We start from the raw sequence: 21,250 nt of genomic DNA, 5'->3' as shown, positions 1-21,250 counted from the left end.
AAAAATCGATAGGGCGCTTGTAGCATTAGTTGTGCGCTGTCAGATAATTAAGCATTAAGCCAGTGCCAATAGCTAAACCAACGCTTAACAAGGTGCCTAACATAATGTATTCAGTAAGTTTCCGGTCTTGTTCTCGTCGCATATCCCCAAAACGAAACACGCCTTTTGCCGCCAGTAAAAAACCGACAGCTGCAAATTGCCCTAACAAAACAAAGGTGATGACTAAAAAGCGTTCAAATACGCCAATCCATTCGCCAGCGTTTTCGAGTCCCTGATTGCTTGTTTTTGCCTCTAACTGCTGCGTATAACGGCGCAAAGACAGTTGAATGATCAGTGAAAGAGGTTTGTATGCAAACAAAAAACCTGCAAGAACGATAAGATGGTCAAGTGTAAGAAAGCCGCCAAAAGACGCCTGCCATTTTGATAAGTCAGGCTCTGAGACATACGCGCAAACCAAACCCAGCATTACAATATGTGCAATCTGATCGGTCAGGAATGACCATAAATGGAAACCTTGATAGGTCTTCCAAATATCAATCGCGTAATGACTCACTACAATCGTTAACAAAGCGAAAAGGGCAAGGTAGCTAAAGCCCAGCATGGTAAAAAGCACGATGCTATTTAGCGCCAGGTGAGTCAAAATGTGTTTTAAAAGGCCAATCGAACGCGCTTTATATTTGATCTTGCTTTGTATCCAGGCGTCTTTTTGCAAGTAAAAGTCTGCAATGAGATGCACAAGTAATAAAAGAATAAATAAGCTCATACCGACATGTCCTTTGCGCTGGCAACCGTTTGTTCAAAATAGGCGATGCAATCTCGCAGTAATTCACTACCGCCTCGTTTCAGATGGACTGCAACATTTTGTCTTGTCATAGTTAATTTGTCAGCAATAAGATGCTGCTCGCAAAATTGATTCGCAACATAGTGATATAGCACCTGCGCCTGTTTTTGCGTAAGCCCCTTAAGATGACGATTCAAAAAAGACGTAATTAAATTAATACTTGCCTGCAGGTCAGGAAAGGGAATGAATTGAATAGTGATATCGCCACTTGCGCTTTTATCTAGCGTTCTCCCAGAACATACAAACACTTCCCCCATATTCTCCGAAATCGCTTGCTTAGGCGTTTCCTGGAAACCAAAAGCTAGTGCCTGTGTTAAGTGAACCGGGGTGTCTTCAAACGCAAAGAGTAACTTTAACTTAAGTAACAAAGCATGCCGGAATGCAAGTGAAGGCGAAGCATATAACACCTGGTAAGCATCACCTCGAAACACACTAAACTGATTGTCAGTATGCTCGTTTAATTGTGCAAGTTCTTCTTTGATTAAGGCGTTGACCCTTTCAAAGAAGGTACTTGGCATTTTAGTCGAATCGACTAAGTCGCTCGTTTCAACCGCTATAAACATTGACATCACCTAAATATCCATCAACACTATCGAGTATAACTCAATAAAAACAAGTGGCAAATATAATTATTTGCTTTTATAAGTAGCAATTTAAATAGTTTGCTTTTGCGCGGTGAAATTGAACTGTATTTTAGCTGTCAAGCTTTAAGTGACGCGCAGATCTTGATAAGAATAAGAATATGACTTTCACACTTAACCGTATCTATTTATTAATCGGGCCTCTCGCTGCCTATTTTGCCTATTGGCTATGTTTGAGTGTTTTTTTATTTCCTGAGACTGCTGCCATCACGGCAGGTATTACCTTGCTCACTGTCATATGGTGGGTGAGCGAAGCGATCCCCATTCCAGTTACTTCAATCCTGCCTTTTGCCTTGCTTCCTTTATTTAATGTTTTAAGTCACCAGGAGGTCAGTTCCGCACTTGGCAGTCACGTGATATTGCTGCTGATGGGGGCATTCATGCTTTCGAAGAGCCTTGAAAGAGCAGGTGTGCATAAGCGTCTGGCCTTGATTATGGTAAATGCTATAGGCTCTAACAGTAAAAAACGTTTAGTATTTGGGTTTATGGTAGCAACAGCTGCATTAAGTATGTGGATTTCAAACACTGCCACTATTCTTATTATGCTTCCGATAGCGCTTGCTGTGCTGTCTCAAATTGAGGACAGGCCGCTTAAAGTTGCGCTGATTTTAGGTATTGCTTACTCGGCAAGTGTTGGCGGTGTGGGCACCCTGATTGGCACGCCACCAAACGTGATATTTGCCGGGATTTACGAACAGCAGTCAGGTCAGGAATTCAGCTTTGTAAAGTGGATGATAGTAGGCATTCCTTGTGTCATTTTGGCGATCCCGTTAATCGCATTATGGTTAACGCGCAAGTTGCGCGGTCCCTTAGCAGTAGATTTACCTGATATGGGCGCATGGCAGGTACAAGAGAAGCGTACTCTTTTAGTATTTGGTTTAGCAGTACTTGCATGGGTTACGCGTAGCGAACCATTTGGAGGCTGGGCAAGTCTATTTGGCATTACTGAGGCGGGCGACAGTACCGTTGCACTTGCTGCAGTCATACTCATGTTTATTGTACCTAATGGTCGTGGTGAAAAACTGCTTGATTGGAAAACAGCAAGCGACATTCCTTGGGGAATGCTGTTGCTCTTTGCCGGCGGGATAGCCTTAGCAAAGGGTTTTTCTGCGTCGGGTTTAAGTCAGTTGATTGGAGATGGATTAAGCACTTTTACTCAATTCCCTTTGCTAGTCACGCTTCTGCTATTATGCCTTAGCGTAACTTATTTAACAGAGATTACGTCTAATACAGCAACTGCAACGCTTTTAATGCCGATACTATTTTTAGTTGGCTTAAATTATGGCGTAGATCCGGCGCTTCTTATGATCCCGGCAGCAATGGCGGCAAGTTGCGCCTTTATGTTGCCGGTGGCTACAGCGCCTAATGCTATCGCCTACGGAACGGGCGAAATCGAGATTCGGGATATGGTAAAAGAGGGAGCGGTATTGAGCTTTTTGGTCTCTATACTTCTGGGCTTTGTAAACTATTTTATTTTAAGCGCTCTGTCGTAAGTGCTCTTTTTTAAGAGCTCTTTTTTAACTCCTCCTTTTAAGTGCTCTAGCTTAAATGCTTTCTTTTGAGTGCGTTGGCTAAAATGAAGTGCATTTAGTTATTATTCCCAAGGCCCAAATTTTAACGAGAACCTGTAAGATGAAAATTATTGTAGATGCGGATGCTTGCCCAAAAGTCATTAAAGAGGTCATATGCAAGGCAGCCAATCGAACTCAAGTCCATGCGTTGTTTATAGCTAATCACTATATTCCGTTGCCAAACTCTCCCTATTTAACGGGGGTGCAGGTTCAGTCAGGATTTGATGTTGCCGATCATGAAGTGGTCAGCAGAAGCGAAGCAGGGGATTTAGTTATTACTTCTGATATTCCCCTTGCAGCCGAGGTCATTGAAAAGGGTGCTCACGCTTTGTCGTCCCGGGGTGAGTTATTTGACAAGCAAACCATTAAAGCACGTTTAAATACGCGAGACTTTATGGAAACAATGCGGGCGAGCGGTTTTCAAAGCTCAGGCCCGCCACCTTTATCACAGCGAGATAGAAAAGCCTTTGCCGATAATTTAGATCGGATCCTGGCCAAACGCTAAGTGTTGAAACATTAATGCTTATTTAGCAGAGTAATAAGACTTGAGGTATCAAAACGACCCCCACCGTTAGCTTGTACCTGCGCATAAAACTGGTCAACTAGGGCCGTTACAGGCAAAGTGCTTTTGTTTCGCTTTGCTTCATTTAAGACAATATCAAGGTCTTTGCGCATCCAGTCCACTGCAAAACCAAAGTCAAACTCGTTTTTTACCATCGTGTGGGCGCGATTTTCCATTTGCCACGACTGCGCAGCACCCTTACTGATAACATCAACGACCTGCCTTATATCGAGTCCCGCCTGCGTCGCAAAATGCAAGGCTTCTGATAAACCTTGTACAAGGCCTGCAATACATATTTGATTAACCATTTTGGTCAACTGTCCTTTACCGACACCTCCCATCAGGGCATGTTTTTGTGCATAACAATCCAAAATAGGAATAACCTGTTCATAGATGGATTGCTCACCGCCTAACATCACGGTCAGTTTGCCGTTTTCAGCGCCAGCTTGACCACCTGAAACGGGGGCGTCAAGAAATCTCAGCCCCTTGTCTGCACAGGCCTTGCCAAGTTCAATGGCTAATTCGGCTGATGTTGTTGTGTGGTCAATCAGGATCGCGCCACGTTTCATACCAGATAGCACGCCTTTATCGCCATAAACCACCGAGCGCACATCATCATCGTTACCCACACACATCAATACCACATCTGCATTTTTAGCGGCCAAAACTGGCGTGTCTGCAATGGAAGCGTCTGGATGATTATTGGTTTTTTCATCTAGCCATCTGTGCGCTGTAGAGCCTGTTCGATTATATACTGTTACTGAGTGCTTGCCGCTGAGCACATGTGCGGCCATAGGGTAGCCCATTGCGCCAAGACCAATAAATGCAACTTGCATAAAAGTTTCCTTTTTCAAAGCGTGTTTATCTTTGCTTATCTTTGCTTATCTTTGTTTATTAATTTTGTTTGTTTAAATGCTTGTCGATATACTGCTGAAATTCATTGTTGTCTCGACATTGTACCGTACCGCCAAACAATCCGGTAATGATGGAGATACCTTTTTTAGCAGCATTGGCACAGTCTACTTCAATTTTTCGAAGCGCTGCCTTTAGTAGCGCTTGACGGCATTATCTATTCCGCTTTTATTTATTGGATGTTTGCGGCTTGACGAATCGGTTAATAATGGGTTATTCGCTAAATGACATTCTTACCTGAGGCATTACCCGGTACATAGAGACTATCAGGAGTGCGTGGATAAATGCAGATGCACTAACGAAGGTTTAAGGCTAGCCATTGAATAGCGCTAAATTTGCGTTATCAAAGTTTTGAAGCGTTGGCAGAGCGTTAATAATTTCACTATCACTCAGTCCCCACCATTGCCCCAAACTTGCAGCAAATTGCTCAACGGCAAGCGTGGGTATCTGCCGCCCGTTGCCGGCGTCCAAATCATGCCCAAAGTCAGCGGGTGGCACATCGCCAAATACACTGTTACCTCGCACTGCGCCGCCCATTACAATTTGGTTGCCACCCCAGCCATGATCGGTGCCGTCACCGTTAACGGTAAGCGTGCGACCAAAATCTGAAGCAGTAAAGGTTGTTACATTTTGTGAAAGTCCAAGCTCAATCATGGCTGAATCAAATGCCGAAAAGGCGCCGTCAAGCTGTGAAAGTAGGGTGGGTAAGTCAGCCGCCTGATTGGAGTGCGTATCGAAGCCGCCTATGCCGACGAAGAAAATCTGACGATTGGTTGACAAACTATTTCGAATAGAGATGGTTTGAGCCACGGCACTCAACTGACTACCCAGCCCGTTTTCAGGAAATACTGTGCTTAGTGTGGGGGCAGAAGCGCGCGCGGCATCAAATATAGCGTTTGTTTCTATACCACTTCTGAATTTATTGGCGATGTCTTGTGCCAAAATATTACTACCCTCAAAACCTTGGGCGAGAAAACGCTCTCGTGCAGATTCTAGAAAATTGCGCAAACTGCCTTGTGAGCCGCTAGCGTTTCGCCCATCTAAAATGTTAATACCGGCGTTGCCATTCAGCGAAATTTGATAGGGTGACACCTGTGTGCCGGTGAGGAAAGGCCCGACGCTTGCGGTGGACAGGGTAGCGAATTCTCCCACACCCCCATTTGCGCCAGAGGAGAGCATGGCATCCGCAAACAAACCACCCCAGCCGAACTGTGCGCCTTCTGGTGCACTGGCTTGCCAGATTGACTGCTGGTCGTTATGCGAAAACAGCCGAGGTGGCAGTTTTGCAGAGCCGCTAGCGAAGCCTTGTGCGGTGACCGGCTCGATTAAGGGGCCCACGTTGCTCACAATAGCCGCGCGGTTTTGGTCAAATAAGGCTTTTAATTGCGGCATTTCCGGAGGTAGCGCAAAGGCTCTGCTCCCAAAGGCTGCTTGGTTGGCAAGATTTAGCGGCAATAAATTGTCTCTTGCACGCGCACCATCATACCGATTCAACAGCGATTGGCGTATGCTTGCAAAACGGTTATAAGAGGCTGTGTCGTAGGGAATTAATAGGTCGTGACCGTCAAGTCCGCCGAATAAAAACACGCATACAAGCGCCTTGTAGCCATCAGTTTCTGCCGCATGTGCGGTGAGCGTTTTCGGTAAGCCGAGCCAACCAGCGCCGGCAATTGAAGAGTACAGTGAGTAGCGTAAAAAATCACGTCGAGATAATGGCATCATATTCTCCTTAGCGCTGAATCAGATAGTCGGGGCTGGACATGATCATAGTGACGGCATAAGCCACCAGATTTGCTTGCCCTTCGCTGTCTTGCAATGCGCTTCTTGGATATTCATCAAGCGTTGCAATTAAGCCTTGGCGGGTGCTTTCGGTCATACTGGAATACAAAAGTAGTTCATCGAGGTAGTCAACTAGCGCCGCTGAATCACTGGCCAGTGGCAGGGCCTCACTGTAGTCAGGTACAAAGGTGCTGCGCGCACGATCAGCATCGAAAGACGCGCCAAAGCGCACAAATACCGGACGCATTTGTTCAAGATTCTCAGCTTGAGATTGAAAAGCACCAAATGACAATAAATTGATGTAGCCCGGAATACTGGAGGCATTGACAATTTGCAGCTCTGGCGCGACCAAGCCGGCCTCTGCAGACAGGGTTCCGGGTGCAACATAACCGGGGCGATAAAAATTAAATACCGACGGTGAGCGATAGGGATGTTGGCCGAGTACGCTTAAAGATGAAGTATCATACAGCGCCGATACGTATTCAGGCGTTGTCATGTCGGTTTCAAATGCGCGCATAAAATGGGTTAGGCGCAGCACCGGTTCGCGCACTTTACCAAAGGTGTCATCAGATAGGGCAGAGTCTTGTTCGGTATCTGGGTCAAACAAAATTGCGGAAATTGTGGCTTTTAAATCTCCTTTGCGACCGTCGCCTACCTCTGTACCGTTAGGGAGCGTGAAACGTCCTTGATTGAAAGCGGTGGCAACTCGCTCTACGTATTCAGGGCGTGGATTACTGGTTACAAAGCGCTGAATCAGCTGCTTGGCTACAAAAGGTCCAACGTTGGGATGCGACATAATATGCTCCAGCGCAAGCCTGATGGAGGTTTCGCCATCAGTATTAGCAGCAATGGTATAGTCCAAAAAGGTCTTTTCTTTTGCTGAATGCCGGGCGTTGTTCATATTAAGTGGTTTTGATGTTGCCTCTCTGATTTGTGCAAGCCGCCCAACAAGACTTTGCTCTAAGTCGAGCCTAGGATCGTCTAAGCCGGTAAACACTCTGGCAAGGCCGGTGATATCAGTATTATCATAAACCTCAATAGCATTACCGTTAGCATCGAGCACTAGCGTTCCGTCGATGTTTAACTCTACCAGTCCAAGGGTGAAAAGTTGCAAAATTTCGCGCGCGTAGTTTTCGTCGGGCACACTTCCGGTGGTTTCATCTGCCTTTTCATTGCCTAAGTATGTTAAGTATTCAGCCATGGCCGGTGTATAAGTTATCGCCTGTAGCAGGTCTTGATAGTTGCCAAAGGCATGTTCAGCCAACACGTCTTGGTAATAACCGACCGTTTGCGGAAAGATGCCTAACAAGCCACCGCTACCATTGGATACCACCATGATTTGCGACAATGCAAAAGCCATACGCTGCCTGAGCTGGTCTTCACCATGCACCGCATTGCGGTAAAACACCCAAGTAGTGGCACCCTGATCAAACGCATCTGCAATCATGCCAGAATTTGGGCTAGCCATGTCATAATACTCTTGTACCTGCGATAAATACGGCGACACAGGCTTTTCAAATTGCTCAAGTATCCAGTCTGATGCGCTGGTGTTGAGTAATGTCTCTACATCGCTTGACCTAGGACCAAAAGTCGCCATGGTAAGAAATCGGGAGGTCGATGCTGCATTTGCAAATTTGCCTTCTGGTGTGGGGCTAGGGTCAGGCACAGGGGGCGGCGTAGGCGCTGGTGCAGCTGAAGGTGGCGGGGTAACACTGCCTGTATCTGAATCTGAAGAACCGCCGCCACACGCGCTTATCAATAGCGCTACTAATATCACTAATTGCAAGCGTGATTTGCTCATCTTTCTCTCCCTTATTACGCTTGTCTTTTAACAATTGCACTTCGGATTAAGTGCTTGTTGAACGTAAACCCTTAGGTGGAGAATACTGATACTGACTGGGTCAAGACAAGCGCCAATCGTTATCTTTACTCAATATTTACATTTGCTTGACCCAGCTTTATTTTACCAGTGATTTACTTGGCCTAGGGAGTGTTAAGATTTTGTGCTCTTTTTAAGTTTATGCGCCAGTGCTAATTGTGCTGGTTTTACCAGAGTATGGGCGCGATCTTCCATTTGCCATGACTGCGTAGCACCCTTACTTTAAAGCGTGTTTATCTTTGTTTATTAATTTTGTTTGTTTAAATGCTTGTCGATATACTGCTGAAATTCATTGTTGTCTCGACATTGTACCGTACCGCCAAACAATCCGGTAATGATGGAGATGCCTTTTTTAGCAGCATTGGCACAGTCTACTTCAATTTTTCGAAGCGCTGCCTCTCGCTGTTCAGCCCTTGCAAGCGAATCAAAGTCTGGAAGGTTTAAATCAGGTGATACTTTCTGTCTCATATAGGCCTTTGCTTCCTGTTCAGCCATGTTTTGAATAGCCTGTGCATTTTGCTGCATTTGATAGCGCTGGACGGCATTGTCTATTGCGCTTTTATTGTTTAAGTGTTTGCTGCTTAGCGAATCTGTTGGTAGCGACTTATTCGCATCAGTGTTTGTTGCCGTATTTTGCAAAATTTGAGTGGAAGGTGAGCTTGCAGATTCATTTACGAGGGGCCTTGATTTGCTTTCTTGTTTGACGGTGATATCGCTGGTAGCACTGTTTTGAGGTTCCGCTTGTACGCTATTTTCCGAGCGTGTCGACGAATCCAGATTAGCATCATTTGTCGAATCTTTGAGAATAGGGAAGTCTTGATTCTGTTCTGTCTTTATCTGTTCTGGCTTTATCTCCTCTGGTGTTCGCTCTTGCGAAGAAGGTTTAGGAGTTTCAGGAACCCGAACAAAAATATAGCTTTCTAAAGGCGCGGAGTTATTGCTTGATGGATTTTCGCTAAATGGCACTTTTACCTGATGCATTACCTGGTACATAGAGACGATTAGCAGTGCGTGGATAAATACAGATGCACTAACGAAAATTATCATCCATTTTGTGGTTTTAAGCTTATTGCCAATACTTATAGAAACGGATGAACGAGCCCGAAATCCCTCAGGTTCATCGTCAAGTACGATGGTGTTTATATCGATAAAATGCAAATTAGACAATACACGATAAAAATAATATTAAGTCAAATAAAGACTTAAGTTGTGTGTAAAGGTTCAAGTCAGTGAAGACATACAAGGCGCTAACAGTCTACATCGACTACAGAAATTGAGCAGTTGTCTGGCGCAAAAGAATCATAAATGACATAGCATCCTTGCGACATTGAAATGCCAGAAGTGGGAAGTTGATAGCCGATGAGGGTGTAGCGATTATCTATCCTGGTCTCAAAGTCTGCTTCAATTGTACCCTGCATAAAGTCTAATAAGTTTAGCCGGTCACCACCTTCTGCAATGCTCTCAGGGCACAGGCTACTGTAATGAACCTCTACCTCGCCAAAACCAAAATCAACCAAATATTCAGTTTGAACGGGACTTCCTGTGATGGTGTAGGGATTTACACTTGTGGGCCGCAATCCGCCTGCACGCGCCTTGTTTTGAACAAGTTGCGTCGTAGATTTAATTTGAGAGGCCAGATTTTTTATACTGGCTCGTTTTGCGTCACTACCTAGTTCGATAAATCGAGGAGCTGCGACAATAGTGATTATCCCCAAAATAACAATAACGATAACCAGCTCGACAAGAGTAAAGCCTTTATAGTTTAAAGATAAACCTGGTAGCGAGTATTTTTCGTTTTTTATCATGAACCGATACAAATATTTAGCAAAATTCGCTCAATTGAAGCGCACAGTGAGTTTCTTAATAATATAGCGGCGAATCTACTCAATAGTTTAGCCTTGGAAATTTTTGGTTATTTGCATTCCAGGGTTGGGATTAATTCGACTATTATGGATACATCCTCTATTTGTCCATAAATATGTTGGATTGGTATAAAAATAACACACTGAACTACCTAATTCTTTGCTTTATTTGAAAACAGCTTCATCGATAAAATAAAGAAATAGGGCGCAAAAAATAGTACAAAAATTGTTGCTGAAGTAATTCCACCTAATACGCCGATAGAAATAGCATTTTGCGCACCCGAGCCCGGTCCTGACGCAAAGGCCAGTGGCATGACGCCTAGAATAAAAGTCAACGAAGTCATTAGTATTGGTCTGATGCGCTGCTTTGCGGCTTTTACAGAAGCATCATATGCCGACATACCGTTTTCAAAATTAGTCTTGGCAAACTCTATTATTAAAATGGCATTTTTTGCTGCAAGCGCAATCGTCATCAAAAGACCAATTTGAAAATACACATCGTTGGCTTGATTAAAACTGAAGGTGGTCATTACTGCTCCAAAAATACCAAGTGGTACGGTAAGCATAATTGCCAATGGAATGCTCCAGCTTTCATACAAAGCAGCCAAAGCCAAAAATACCGCTATTACAGAAATAAGGTAGACAATCCATGCTTGTCCTGCAGATTCTTTTTCTTCAAAAGACAAGCCTGTCCACTCTACAGCAATGCCTTCTGGTAGCTGCTGCGCCAATGAGGCTATCGTATTTAGAGCTTCACCTGAACTCACACCACTTGCTGCCTCACCCTGAATTTCAAGTGAAGAGCTTCCGTTAAATCTTGTAAGCTTAGGTGCGCCAAAGGTCCATTCGCCACTTCCGAATTCTGATATTGATACCATTTCACCGCTCATGTTTCTGACATACCAGCGGTCGATGTCTTCGGGCAACATGCGATAAGGCGCGTCGGCTTGGGCATAAACACGCTTGATTCGCCCATCTCCCAAATAATCGTTGATATAACTTCCGCCTAAGGCAGTACTCAGTGTTTGATTTATGGTATCAAGCGATACACCCATAGCTCTTGCTTTAGAAGCATCAATATTAAAGTCATACTGCGGACCAGGAGCAAGACCATTAAATCGTACACGTGTAAGGCCATCATTTTGATTGGCCAACTGCAACAACTGATCCTTGGCCTGATTCAGTTTCTCCTGACCTAAATTTGCCCGGTCAACGAGTTGAAACTCAAAGCCGCTTGCGTTACCCAAGGCGCTTATAGCTGGGGGGACAATTGGAATAATAAACGCGTCTTGTATCCTCGAAAGGCTTGCGCTTGCTTTGTCACTAATTTCAAACACGCTTTTACCTTCACCGCGCTTTGACCAATCAGCCATCTTGATAAATGCAATACCCACATTCTGACTATTCCCGGCAAAACTGAAGCCGGCAGCGGTGAACAAACCTTCGACTGCACCGTTCGTCTGATTGAGATAAAAATCTTCGACCTGCGCGTTTTTTTCCAGTGTTTGCTGTAAAGTTGAACTTGCTGGTCCCGTTATTAATGTAAACATGCGGCCTTGGTCTTCGTCAGGCAAAAATGCGCTGGGTATTTTCAAAAATACGCTTATAGCCACGCCAATTAGCACAACAAAAACTACAGGTAAAACGATGTAACTCGCCAACAGCTTTTCAAGCAAAAATGCATGCCCGGCTTTTAGTTTGCTAAAACCTTTATTGAAGAGGCCAAAAAAGCCTGTATTTTTTTCCTTTTTTCCCTGTTGTAGCACTCTGGCGCACATTGTTGGCGAAAGACTTAATGCAATAAAAAGCGAAATTCCCATTGCAACAGATATGGTCACTGCAAATTGCCGGTATATAACACCCACGGACCCTTCAAAAAAGGTAATGGGAATAAATACCGCCCAAATAACGGCAGTAGTTCCCAATAGCGCGCCTGAAATTTCTTTCATAGCTTCTTTGGCCGCCTGCTTTGGAGAAAGGTCAGAATCATTCTCCAGTTTATTTTCGACGTTTTCAGTCACAACGATGGCGTCATCTACCAACATTCCAATGGCAAGCACCAATGCAAATAAAGTCAGTACGTTAATGGAATACCCAAGCGCATATAAGCACGCAAAGGTGCCTAAAATAACAACAGGAATAGCAATGCCGGGAATAATGGTTGCCCGGGCACTTTGCAAAAAGATATAGATAACCAGTACAACTAAAACAATGGCAATCACCAAGGTTTTGAACACCTCTATGATGGAGGCTTCTATAAATGGCGAGATATCAACCGGGTAAGCGATTTCCAGTGCTTCGGGTATGATATCTTCAAAATCAGTGACACGTTCTTTAACCGCTTTGATCGTCTCAAGTGCGTTTGCGTTAGGTGCAAGCTCTATGGCAATGCCTGAGGCAGGTTGACCATTGTAGCGTCCAATGACTCTGTAATTTTCTGCGCCTACTTCAATGCGTGCAACATCACCTAGTACCACGTTTGCACCGCTTTGATTGACTGTTAATAATATATTTTCAAATTCCTCGACCGTTTGAAGCAAGGATTGAGACGTGATTGTTGCATTTAGCTGTTGCCCGTCAATACTTGGCGTACCACCAATTTGCCCGGTTGCCAACTGCACGTTTTGTTCATTTACTGCTTGAACTATGTCTGCCGTTGTTAGCTGATACTCATATAATGCATCAGGCTGCAGCCATATGCGCATAGCGTGCTGGGGTCCAAATGTGGTTATTTGCCCAACACCATCAACACGGCTCAAAGGTTCTTCCAGGTTTGAGGCCAGAAAATCGGATATTTCATTGCGTCCATACGATTCATCTGTTGAGTAAAATCCTAAAATTAGCGCATAGCTACTTCCGGCTTTTTGCACGGCTAAGCCCTGTCTTTGGACAACTTGCGGTAAAGACGACTCTGCCTGGGAGACTTTATTTTGGGTTTGTACCTGTGCGATATCGGGATCGGTACCTGGCTCGAAAGTTAGTGTTATGGTGGCTTGACCTGACGATGAGCTACTAGATTGAATATAGCGAAGGTTGTCTATGCCGGTAAGATTTTGTTCAATCACTTGAACAACGGTTTTTTCAAGAGTTTGCGCAGAAGCACCAGGGTAGGTAGCCGATACTGTTACCTTAGGTGCCGCTATATTTGGATATTGTTCCACCGGTAACGAAAGGATCGCGAGCACACCCGCACCCATAATGGCAATCGCTATTACCCAGGCAAAAACGGGACGTTTAATAAAAAATGTTGAAATCATTATTTGTCTTCTTTTTCGTTCTGTGGTGCCTTAGACGTAGCGGTTTCCTCTTGAGAAAAGCTTACATTTACTTTGGTTTCAGGACGTAGTTTCATTAAGCCTTCGATTATAACGATATCGCCTTCTTTAAGCCCCTCGCTTACGATCCAGTTATTTTTAAAGCTATCATTTGCCTGAATAGAACGTTTTTGAGCCATATTGTTATTATCTACAATCCAAAGCGTCTTGCTTCCGTCGGGTTCAATACTGACTGCTTTTTGAGGTACAAGAATAGAGGGCTCTTGATTTAACTGCTCAATGCGAGCCTTGACGTACATCCCCGGAATAAGTTCACCATCAGAATTTGGGAAAATTGAACGAAGTTTTACGCTGCCCGTGGCTTCATCTACCGTTAGATCAGTGGCAATAAGCTCGCCGGTTTCAGAATAGGGGATGTCATTTTCCGCCAAAAACAGTTGCACAGACGGTCCGCTACTTGAAGTAGCTTCTGATGAATCTGTCGACGCCTGCTTTTGTTTGCTTTGGACAGCAGCAAATGTTTTCACTTGTTCAATATGAGAAACAGACAGCGTTAAATCAACGTAAACGGGATCAAGTTGCTGTATCACAGCTAAAGCTTCATTTTGCTGGGCAGTGACTAATGCGCCTTGCGTCACCGATGAGGGGCCGATATAACCAGAAATTGGCGCATACATCTTGGTGTAATCCAAATTAAGTTCAGCGCTTTGCACTGCAGCTTCGGCCAAGGCCACGTTGGCCCTCGCTTTTTCACTTGCGGCTTGCGCATCTTCATACTCTTGCTCACTTACCACTTGCGTTGCCACTAAGCTTTTTAAGCGGGACTCCCTTGCCTGAGATACTTTTAATTCAGCCTGAGCATTCTGCAATTGGGCTTGAGCGCTTTGCAGTTCTGCCTCGAATACGGATGGATCAATTTGATACAACTGTTTCCCTTTTTCTACAAAGCTACCTTGCGAAAAAAACAAACCTTCTATTATTCCACTTACTTGCGGACGTATTTCTGCGCTGTTAAAAGCCTCAACGCGCCCAGGAATAGTTGATTGTTCTTCAATCTTTTGCGTTGTAATTTCAATTGCAGTAACAGGAAGTGCAGCTTGGCTTGTGTCAGGGGCACTTTGAGTTTCTTGGTTTGACGTCTGGCTTTGTTCACTGCAGGCAAGTAAGAAGGAAATGCATCCTATGAGTACAATACCTCTAATTGTCATAATCTCTCTCATAATCTCTCATTGGTCAATGTTGAAAGGGTTGTGCGCCTGACGTACGCAATCCATATATCAATTTCTACATCGCAGAGAGCTGACAGATCATTAAATTGCGATAAGTTGTTAGTGCTTTTTTCCGTTCTTGCCATTTCCTCGCATTTACTTTTATTACTCGCAGCCTTACTCAACGATCTAATTTTGGGTAAAGGGGAATCGATTTGGGCTATTTTATTGCTTTGTTTATATTTAGCTGGAGCTTGGGTAGCAGCTTTTATAGCCAGATTAAATATCTCTTTTATAGAACAACGAGCGTTTTTTAAATTAGCCGAAGTAACGGTGCATTCAAGTTATAAACTGCCTCGAAACAGATGGTTTATTGCGCTTCCGATTTGTTTTTTTCTTAGCGTATTTGCTCTTGGTATAACAAGTCTTGGGCTTGGCATCCATAAATTTTATGAATAAGAAACCGAACGAATTGCCGCTGTGCAAAGTTACCAAAAAACAAAGAGAGATAATGAGATAGATGTAACACCTGCGGCTTTAGACAAATTATCAACAGCAGAAGCGTTGCGTCACGCAAAGGGCTTATTTACCGCTTTTTACCACAAGCGCGAGTATGAGCAAAATCAATATAAAGCGCTTAGGAACCTTGATTATTTGGTTGAAAAACGAGACGAGCCGCGCGCGAAATACATTTTGGGTTTAGTGGGTGAGCGTCAAAATAGTCTTCTACTAATAAATGATGCGGCTAATGCGGTAGATGTTTACACAAAAATTTATTTAGCTAGTGAGTATGCTTGTAATGGTGACATAGAGCGAGCCGACGATTTATTAAATCGTTTATATAAAGTTTCGTTTAATCGCAAGGCGAGAGAAAAAATTAACGACATGATGAAAAACGCCTATTCAGTATGAGTGTGATCCCGATATTCGGTATCAATTTGAACGAGACTATTTATTGTAAATCATTGTCAAATTAGCAAGCTTGAGTAGTTTTTTGATCACGTTGCTTTGTTTAAATGAAGAGCCTGCATCTGTTTACCTGCATCTGATCAAAGAAGCAGTAGACTGACAACGAATTCAATCCATTCAAGGATAGTATTGAATGAATACATCACTGTTTACAGATTTTGTAGTAGTCAAGCCTGATCAAACCAGCAAAATTGAATCAGCCGATCCCATGTTGTATGAGCGTCTCGAGACCGATTATAAAGGGTTTAAAGGCTGCCAATTAGTTTCATGCTATGAGTTTGAAAAAGATTGGGACATTTGGGAGATGCATCCGAAGGGGGACGAAATCGTTGTGCTTATGTCAGGTAAGGCTAGCTTGTTTTTTGAAACCGATACTGACACCAGCGAAATGTTATTAAGCAAACCGGGAGATTTTTCTATTGTGCCTAAGAACACATGGCATACTGCGAAGATATTCACGCCGTCTAGGTTGATGTTTATTACACCAGGGGAGGGCACTCAGACCAAAAAAGTAATTACCTAGCATTAGTAAACTAAAATCATATTCTAAAGCTAACGCAGAGAAATATATAGCGCCTATACTTTTTAATTTTGGGCATACCAGTATTCTTATTGATCGATTTCACCTAGTTATCGTTGAAATAAATACAGTAAAAGTTGGAGGCAGAATATGTTTGTAAAACAACCTACAATGGCAGATTTGTTCACTCAATTGGGATTAGAAAGTTCTGATGAAGCAATCGAATCATTTATTGAACAACACAAGGGCTTAAATGAAACGACATATTTGCATCGAGCACCGTATTGGAATGATGCACAAGTTGCATTTTTAAAAGAAGCGTTGATAGAAGATGCTGCATGGGCAGAAGTGATTGATGAGTTAAATGCAAGACTGCATTAATGAAGTCGCAAAACTGACTAATCAATGACGTGAATTAGTCACAAGCAACTCTCTCTAGGATATTATGGTTTTTCGAATTCGGATGGCGAGTTAGCGACTTTTTCTAGTGCGCGCTTGTATCGCATCTTAACAGTGCTTAACTTAAACTCCGTGATATGCGCAATTTCTGAAAATTCTAAACCGCCCACTATCCTGAACACTACGATAGAGCGGTCTTCAACACTTAAAGTGTCCAACCATTTATCGATTTGCTGCTTGCTCTCGTCTACAAGACCTCTTGTTTGCTCCGCTTCCACATACGCTGCTTCATCCACGTCTACCATTTCAAGCTGTTTCTTTCGCAATTTTGAGAGTGCCAAGTTATGCGCAATCTTATATACCCAAGTTTTAAAACTGGCGCGCTCTTCAAAGTTCACAAGATTATTAAATACCTTGAACATGGCGTCACTAACCGTTTCCTCAGCTTCTTCCATAGAGCGTAAGTAGCGATAACATATTTTGACCAGAGGCTTATGATATCGTTGAAAAAGCACTTCGTAGGCTGCTGTCACATAGGGAAGTTGAAGTTTTGCTATTCGCACCAATTCACTATCGTCCATTTGAGACAGCCGATCAGAGACACGATTTAACTCGTGCTCTGTAGTATTCATTAATAGTTCCCTTTATGACTTAGAGCCAAGTCTCACGATAGTAAACTGTTTAGTCAGCAATTCCTGATTGGGAATACTCAATTGTTTTCCGTCTTTATCTTCCAGTAAGGTATTTACTGTGCTGACCATAACGACATTTCCAACAAAATCGTCAATTGTTACCTCATCGCCCGGTAAAATTTGCTCTCGCGCGTAGATACCGGACACAATACTGTTAGCGACTTCTTTGCTACCTAATCCAAGCGCAAGCGCCATTGCAACACCAAAACTGGCAATTAACACGGTAAAAATAGTATTAAGTAACTCTGTTTCCAAATTGAGTTGTCCTACTACCAGCGAAAAAGTAATAAAAAGTACAAAAAATTGAAGAAGTCTTCCTACGGATGAGCCATAGTCAACGCCAAGATTTTCTAATGAATTTTCTACTTGCACTTTTGCTTTTGACGCTAAATAAAGTCCGATTAATGCAATAGCAAGCGCGCCCACAATCTTAGGTAAATATAGAACAAAGTCATCGAGAACTGCAGAAATTCGTTGTAGCCCCAATGTTTCGGATGCTGCCACTAGAATGATCAACACAAAGAAAATATGAAGAACACTACCCACTAACTGAGACGGTGTGGATTTAAAACCAAGTGCTTTCAAAGCCTTTTCAATGCCCAATTTATTGCATAATTTGTTGAATCCAATTCTTTCAACCAGTTTCGCTACCCATTTGGTGATAACTTTTGATAAGTACAATCCAATTAGTACCACAATAATTGTGGCAATTAGGTTGGGCAAGAAGCCCGCGATTTCGGTCCAGAATTTTGAAAGCGCATCTGTGAAAGACTGAGTCCACGCATTAATGTCCATTGTTTTTCCTATCTATTTATGAGTTGTTCACGTAGTTTTTGTTAATCATTTTTTAGCTCATTTAAGTTGTCGCTTAACGTGTTTTCTGTGAAGAACACGTTGCTGTTTTGCTGAATAGGCCGAGGCACCAAGTCCGAGAAGCACCACCCAAACCCAACCCACGAAGATGCTCATTACGTCTTTTGCAGCGCTCACTCGTTTTGTGCGTCTTAGTACTTTTTGAAGAGCAATTTTTTCGTTGCTTGTTTCCGGCTCTTCAGCCCAAAGTGCTTTAAGGCGTTCTTCATTACTCATTTTATTCTCCTAAACAAAAAAGCGCTCCAAGATGGAGCGCTTCGGTTCTATTACGCATTATTTATCAGTATTTCAACACGGCGATTTTCAGCACGACCTTCTGGCGTCTCATTTGTTGCCACGGGTTTATCTTTGCCATGCCCTGTGAACGACACGCGATTGGGTGCTATTTCGCTGACTTGTGTAATGAAATTAGCAACCACTTCAGCCCTTGAAGTTGACAACGCTTTATTGAGTTCATTACTGCCTATCGAATCTGTGTGACCAGACACAACCACAGTGGCATTCGGAAAACGGTTTATGGCATCAGTGATCTTGTTAAGCATCACAAAGTTTGATGATTCAATTTCACTAGCGCCCGACTTAAATGAAAAACCATGTGCTCGAATTAGTACATTGTCACCTTGTCGATAGACCGTTGCTTCTTTATCGGTGAACATCGATTGTACCGCAACAAATCTTGCTGCATCGGCCTTTTCTTTAGCAATTTCCTGCTCACGCAATAATTGAGCTTGCATCAGCGCATCTGCATTATCTTGAGCAAGTTTACTTTCTCGATTCTGTGTTTCAGTCAGTTGTGCAGTCAATACGCTATTGTCACTTGCCAGTGCAGCGATTTGCTCTCGCAAATTCGCCACGACTTCTTTATTAGTATTATTAAACTGCACCTCTTGGTTAATCGGTGAGACAACAGCACTCAGTTGCTCCTGATACCATAGAATTTTTTGTTCTTCATCAAAGTCGGCATTTTCAAAAATAGCATGAATGTCCGCTATCCCTTGAGCTTGGTTTACTAACCATATTGCTCGATTTGAATGAATATTAGCTTTTGCAGTATCGGTTCGATTAACCTCAAGTGTATCAAGCGCTAGTTTTAGTTCATCTTTTGCTTTTGCTACTGTTCTTGGTGCGATATCGTCTAAATCATTCTTTTCAGCATCTTGCACTGCTTTTTGCGCAAAACTAAGCATGTTCTTTTTCAATGCGCCTAGTTCAATGGCTAAATATTGATTTTTAATGGCTTCAATATCGCGGACCGCGCGTGCTTCCTGACCTTGCTCCAACTGAGCAATTGCTTCTGAAAAGTCTGCTTCTGCATCGGCAAAATCTTCAGGAGATACGGTAGATGCATTTACATTTAATGCTTTTTCGCGCGCACTTAGCACATCTTCAAATATGTATCTTGCCTTCTCGGATTGTTGTCTGGCTGCTTTTATTCTGGATACAGCTTCGTTGGCTGCCGCAGTGGCATTGTCTTTACCGGATTTAGCGTCTTTGAGTGCCGTGCCATAGGCTCTTGTCGCTTCTTTCATCTGTTCTGGCGCAAAAAATGCCAAGTTCTCTGCGTTAGCTTTTTGAATAAGCAAATTAGCTTCATTGATAACAGGATACTGCTGGAAAACATCGTTATCACTAACAGAAGGTTGAGTTGCGCAGCCTGAAAGTAACGCCATCGCCAAGCTGATACTGATAATTGTTTTATTCATTAGGGTTTATCCTTACATGGTAATGCCGAAATTGGCATTCACAGGTACTGACGCGGGGTATATCTAAAAAGTCACAACAGAACAAAAAAACCTGTGTTTTTGAACTTAAATTGAAGTGAATTCTACTCAAAATTTGTTGGGGCATTGATTTTTCTAATTCTTTGCTGAATTTTTTGCGATTGCAGTAATGCTGCATCCGCTTACTTTACCTTGGAAGTCAGGTTTACATCGAATGATATTAAGGAATAAATACCAAAAATTGTGACTTTCAAAAAGAAGACAGCGTCTATATACAGTGAGAGTAGGTTAGGGAGACGGCAGCGCAAATGCACTGCCATTTTCGCCGACCATTTCACACACTACGTCACATCAATGACACACGTTCACAGTCATTTAGTTGATGTGACCGGAATGGTCGGCTTTTTAAACATATCATCTGAATATCATACTGTTTCCACAATAGAAGAATGTTATAACACTGTAAATATTCATTCTTTTTAAGTCACTACAGACCAGATATGTTTGTTAAACAACCCACATTGTCCGATTTGTTTACCCAGTCGGGCCTTGAAAGGTCTGATGAAGCGATCGAATCATTTATTAAACAACATAAGGGCTTAAATGAAACGACCTATTCGCATCGAGCACCGTATTGGAATGATGCGCAAGTAGCATTTTTAAAAGAAGCGTTAATAGAAGATGCTGCATGGGCAGAAGTGATTGATAAGTTAAATGCAAGACTCCATTAATGAAGTCGCAAAACTGTCCTAAAAATGGCCTATATCGATATGGAATAAGCTTGCTTGGCTTGCTACAGTTACAAAAAATGGCTATCAGCTGATAGGTTAAACATGGAAAACAAAGTAGATAAGCAGAGAATAAAATTTTTGCGCAAGCAGAAAGCCTGGTCACAGCATCACTTATCCACTTTGTGTAATGTCAGTTTAAAAACAATCCAGAGAATTGAGAAGACAGGAGTTACTTCCTACGAAACCTTGCAAGCTATATCATCAGTTTTTGAGTTACAGCCATCAGATTTGCAGATTATCGAAAAGGAAATTGGACGGTCAAAAACACCTATTTTAGCGAAGCATTTTAATTTTTTGAAACGCAAAAAATTCGTTCTTAAAGGTATTTTGATAGGCGCGATATGTTGCTTCAGCATAGGCTTTATTCTTATAATGGCGCAGAATACTCCCATCCATAATCATCCTCAAAATACAGTCAAGACGCCGAGCGCTATCGATGAAGTTATAATTTATTCAGATACATTCAGTATGTTGCCAGATAAGGTTATAAATTATAAAGGTAATGTACAGATTGTATTTAATGACCATGTTGAAGCCGAGATATTATCTAACGAATATTTGATATCTGAAGGTAAAGAAATTTACAGAGGTGATGTTGTTGTAAAGCTTGGAAGCACCAAAATTACGACTGACTATTTGGAAGTAAACAGGTTCAGCGGACAGGTAATTATTTCAACGGACAGTTTGATGTCTACAGCAATATAGTATTTGTTAAATCATCTACATTACATCGTCGAACAAATTTACATCAGTGT

At 42.8% G+C, this 21,250-nt stretch carries 21 protein-coding genes; 8 read left to right on the top strand and 13 right to left on the bottom strand.

Features of this window, described 5'->3' with window-relative positions:
* Nucleotides 1–25: 25 nt before the first annotated feature.
* Together D6V41_RS00105 and D6V41_RS00100 are read right to left on the bottom strand one after the other, a co-directional pair.
* Nucleotides 26–763, bottom strand: coding sequence for a DUF3307 domain-containing protein (locus D6V41_RS00105; protein WP_136249470.1), 738 nt, complete (start codon nucleotides 761–763; stop codon nucleotides 26–28).
* Entirely contained in the window at nucleotides 760–1,404 is a 645-nt protein-coding gene (locus D6V41_RS00100; RefSeq protein WP_136249469.1) for a hypothetical protein, read from the bottom strand. Before D6V41_RS00100 ends, D6V41_RS00105 begins: the two co-directional genes overlap by 4 nt.
* 179 nt (nucleotides 1,405–1,583) lie before the next feature.
* Here D6V41_RS00100 and D6V41_RS00095 point away from each other — a divergent pair, with 179 nt between their 5' ends.
* Entirely contained in the window at nucleotides 1,584–2,975 is a 1,392-nt protein-coding gene (locus tag D6V41_RS00095) for an SLC13 family permease (RefSeq protein ID WP_136249468.1), read from the top strand.
* 139 nt (nucleotides 2,976–3,114) lie between these two features.
* Entirely contained in the window at nucleotides 3,115–3,558 is a 444-nt protein-coding gene (locus tag D6V41_RS00090) for a YaiI/YqxD family protein (protein ID WP_136249467.1), read from the top strand.
* A gap of 11 nt (nucleotides 3,559–3,569) precedes the next feature.
* On the opposite strand, the gene D6V41_RS00085 is transcribed toward D6V41_RS00090, so the two are convergent.
* The 7 genes from D6V41_RS00085 to D6V41_RS00055 form a co-directional block, all read right to left on the bottom strand.
* Entirely contained in the window at nucleotides 3,570–4,451 is an 882-nt protein-coding gene (locus tag D6V41_RS00085; protein ID WP_179952524.1) for an NAD(P)-dependent oxidoreductase, read from the bottom strand.
* A gap of 388 nt (nucleotides 4,452–4,839) precedes the next feature.
* Complete coding sequence (locus tag D6V41_RS00080; RefSeq protein ID WP_206663227.1) at nucleotides 4,840–6,249, bottom strand: DUF1501 domain-containing protein; 1,410 nt, start codon at nucleotides 6,247–6,249, stop codon at nucleotides 4,840–4,842.
* Nucleotides 6,250–6,256: 7 nt separating this feature from the next.
* On the bottom strand, nucleotides 6,257–8,107 hold the full coding sequence (locus D6V41_RS00075) for a DUF1800 domain-containing protein (protein WP_136249465.1): 1,851 nt from the start codon (nucleotides 8,105–8,107) through the stop codon (nucleotides 6,257–6,259).
* A gap of 324 nt (nucleotides 8,108–8,431) precedes the next feature.
* Nucleotides 8,432–9,352 (bottom strand): hypothetical protein, encoded by a 921-nt coding sequence (locus tag D6V41_RS00070; protein ID WP_136249464.1) that lies wholly within the window; start codon nucleotides 9,350–9,352, stop codon nucleotides 8,432–8,434.
* 80 nt (nucleotides 9,353–9,432) lie between these two features.
* Nucleotides 9,433–9,990 carry a prepilin-type N-terminal cleavage/methylation domain-containing protein gene (locus D6V41_RS00065; RefSeq protein ID WP_136249463.1) on the bottom strand — a complete coding sequence of 186 codons (558 nt, stop codon included), beginning with the start codon at nucleotides 9,988–9,990 and terminating at the stop codon, nucleotides 9,433–9,435.
* 209 nt (nucleotides 9,991–10,199) lie between these two features.
* On the bottom strand, nucleotides 10,200–13,304 hold the full coding sequence (locus D6V41_RS00060; RefSeq protein WP_136249462.1) for an efflux RND transporter permease subunit: 3,105 nt from the start codon (nucleotides 13,302–13,304) through the stop codon (nucleotides 10,200–10,202).
* The gene (locus D6V41_RS00055; RefSeq protein WP_168710914.1) at nucleotides 13,304–14,530 is read right to left on the bottom strand and encodes an efflux RND transporter periplasmic adaptor subunit; all 1,227 of its coding nucleotides are present in this window, start codon (nucleotides 14,528–14,530) and stop codon (nucleotides 13,304–13,306) included. The genes D6V41_RS00060 and D6V41_RS00055 overlap by 1 nt, the downstream gene beginning before the upstream one ends.
* Before the next feature lie 117 nt (nucleotides 14,531–14,647).
* Here D6V41_RS00055 and D6V41_RS00050 point away from each other — a divergent pair, with 117 nt between their 5' ends.
* From D6V41_RS00050 to D6V41_RS00035, 4 genes are all read left to right on the top strand, one after another.
* A complete protein-coding gene (locus D6V41_RS00050) occupies nucleotides 14,648–14,989 on the top strand; it encodes a hypothetical protein (RefSeq protein WP_136249460.1) in 342 nt (113 codons plus the stop codon).
* Between the two features lie 21 nt (nucleotides 14,990–15,010).
* Nucleotides 15,011–15,442, top strand: a complete 432-nt coding sequence (locus tag D6V41_RS00045; protein WP_136249459.1) for a hypothetical protein — start codon at nucleotides 15,011–15,013, stop codon at nucleotides 15,440–15,442.
* Between the two features lie 190 nt (nucleotides 15,443–15,632).
* The gene (locus D6V41_RS00040) at nucleotides 15,633–16,022 is read left to right on the top strand and encodes a cupin domain-containing protein (RefSeq protein ID WP_136249458.1); all 390 of its coding nucleotides are present in this window, start codon (nucleotides 15,633–15,635) and stop codon (nucleotides 16,020–16,022) included.
* Between the two features lie 147 nt (nucleotides 16,023–16,169).
* The gene (locus tag D6V41_RS00035) at nucleotides 16,170–16,400 is read left to right on the top strand and encodes a DUF2789 domain-containing protein (protein ID WP_136249457.1); all 231 of its coding nucleotides are present in this window, start codon (nucleotides 16,170–16,172) and stop codon (nucleotides 16,398–16,400) included.
* Nucleotides 16,401–16,462: 62 nt separating this feature from the next.
* Here D6V41_RS00035 and D6V41_RS00030 read toward each other — a convergent pair whose 3' ends face one another.
* From D6V41_RS00030 to D6V41_RS00015, 4 genes are read right to left on the bottom strand one after another with little or no spacing between them, the layout of a single operon-like run.
* On the bottom strand, nucleotides 16,463–17,050 hold the full coding sequence (locus D6V41_RS00030; protein WP_136249456.1) for a sigma-70 family RNA polymerase sigma factor: 588 nt from the start codon (nucleotides 17,048–17,050) through the stop codon (nucleotides 16,463–16,465).
* A 12-nt stretch (nucleotides 17,051–17,062) separates the two neighbouring features.
* Nucleotides 17,063–17,905, bottom strand: a complete 843-nt coding sequence (locus D6V41_RS00025; RefSeq protein WP_136249455.1) for a mechanosensitive ion channel family protein — start codon at nucleotides 17,903–17,905, stop codon at nucleotides 17,063–17,065.
* A gap of 57 nt (nucleotides 17,906–17,962) precedes the next feature.
* Nucleotides 17,963–18,199 carry a hypothetical protein gene (locus D6V41_RS00020; RefSeq protein ID WP_136249454.1) on the bottom strand — a complete coding sequence of 79 codons (237 nt, stop codon included), beginning with the start codon at nucleotides 18,197–18,199 and terminating at the stop codon, nucleotides 17,963–17,965.
* A 50-nt stretch (nucleotides 18,200–18,249) separates the two neighbouring features.
* Nucleotides 18,250–19,686, bottom strand: coding sequence for an OmpA family protein (locus tag D6V41_RS00015; RefSeq protein ID WP_136249453.1), 1,437 nt, complete (start codon nucleotides 19,684–19,686; stop codon nucleotides 18,250–18,252).
* 518 nt (nucleotides 19,687–20,204) lie between these two features.
* On the opposite strand from D6V41_RS00015, the gene D6V41_RS00010 reads away from it, so the two are divergent.
* Nucleotides 20,205–20,435, top strand: a complete 231-nt coding sequence (locus tag D6V41_RS00010) for a DUF2789 family protein (protein WP_136249452.1) — start codon at nucleotides 20,205–20,207, stop codon at nucleotides 20,433–20,435.
* A 102-nt stretch (nucleotides 20,436–20,537) separates the two neighbouring features.
* Entirely contained in the window at nucleotides 20,538–21,200 is a 663-nt protein-coding gene (locus D6V41_RS00005) for a helix-turn-helix domain-containing protein (protein WP_136249451.1), read from the top strand.
* The last annotated feature ends 50 nt before the right edge of the window (nucleotides 21,201–21,250 follow it).

Source organism: Ningiella ruwaisensis (assembly GCF_004798935.1).
GTDB classification, from domain to species: domain Bacteria; phylum Pseudomonadota; class Gammaproteobacteria; order Enterobacterales; family Alteromonadaceae; genus Glaciecola; species Glaciecola ruwaisensis.
This window is presented reverse-complemented; position numbering and strand designations above follow the sequence as displayed.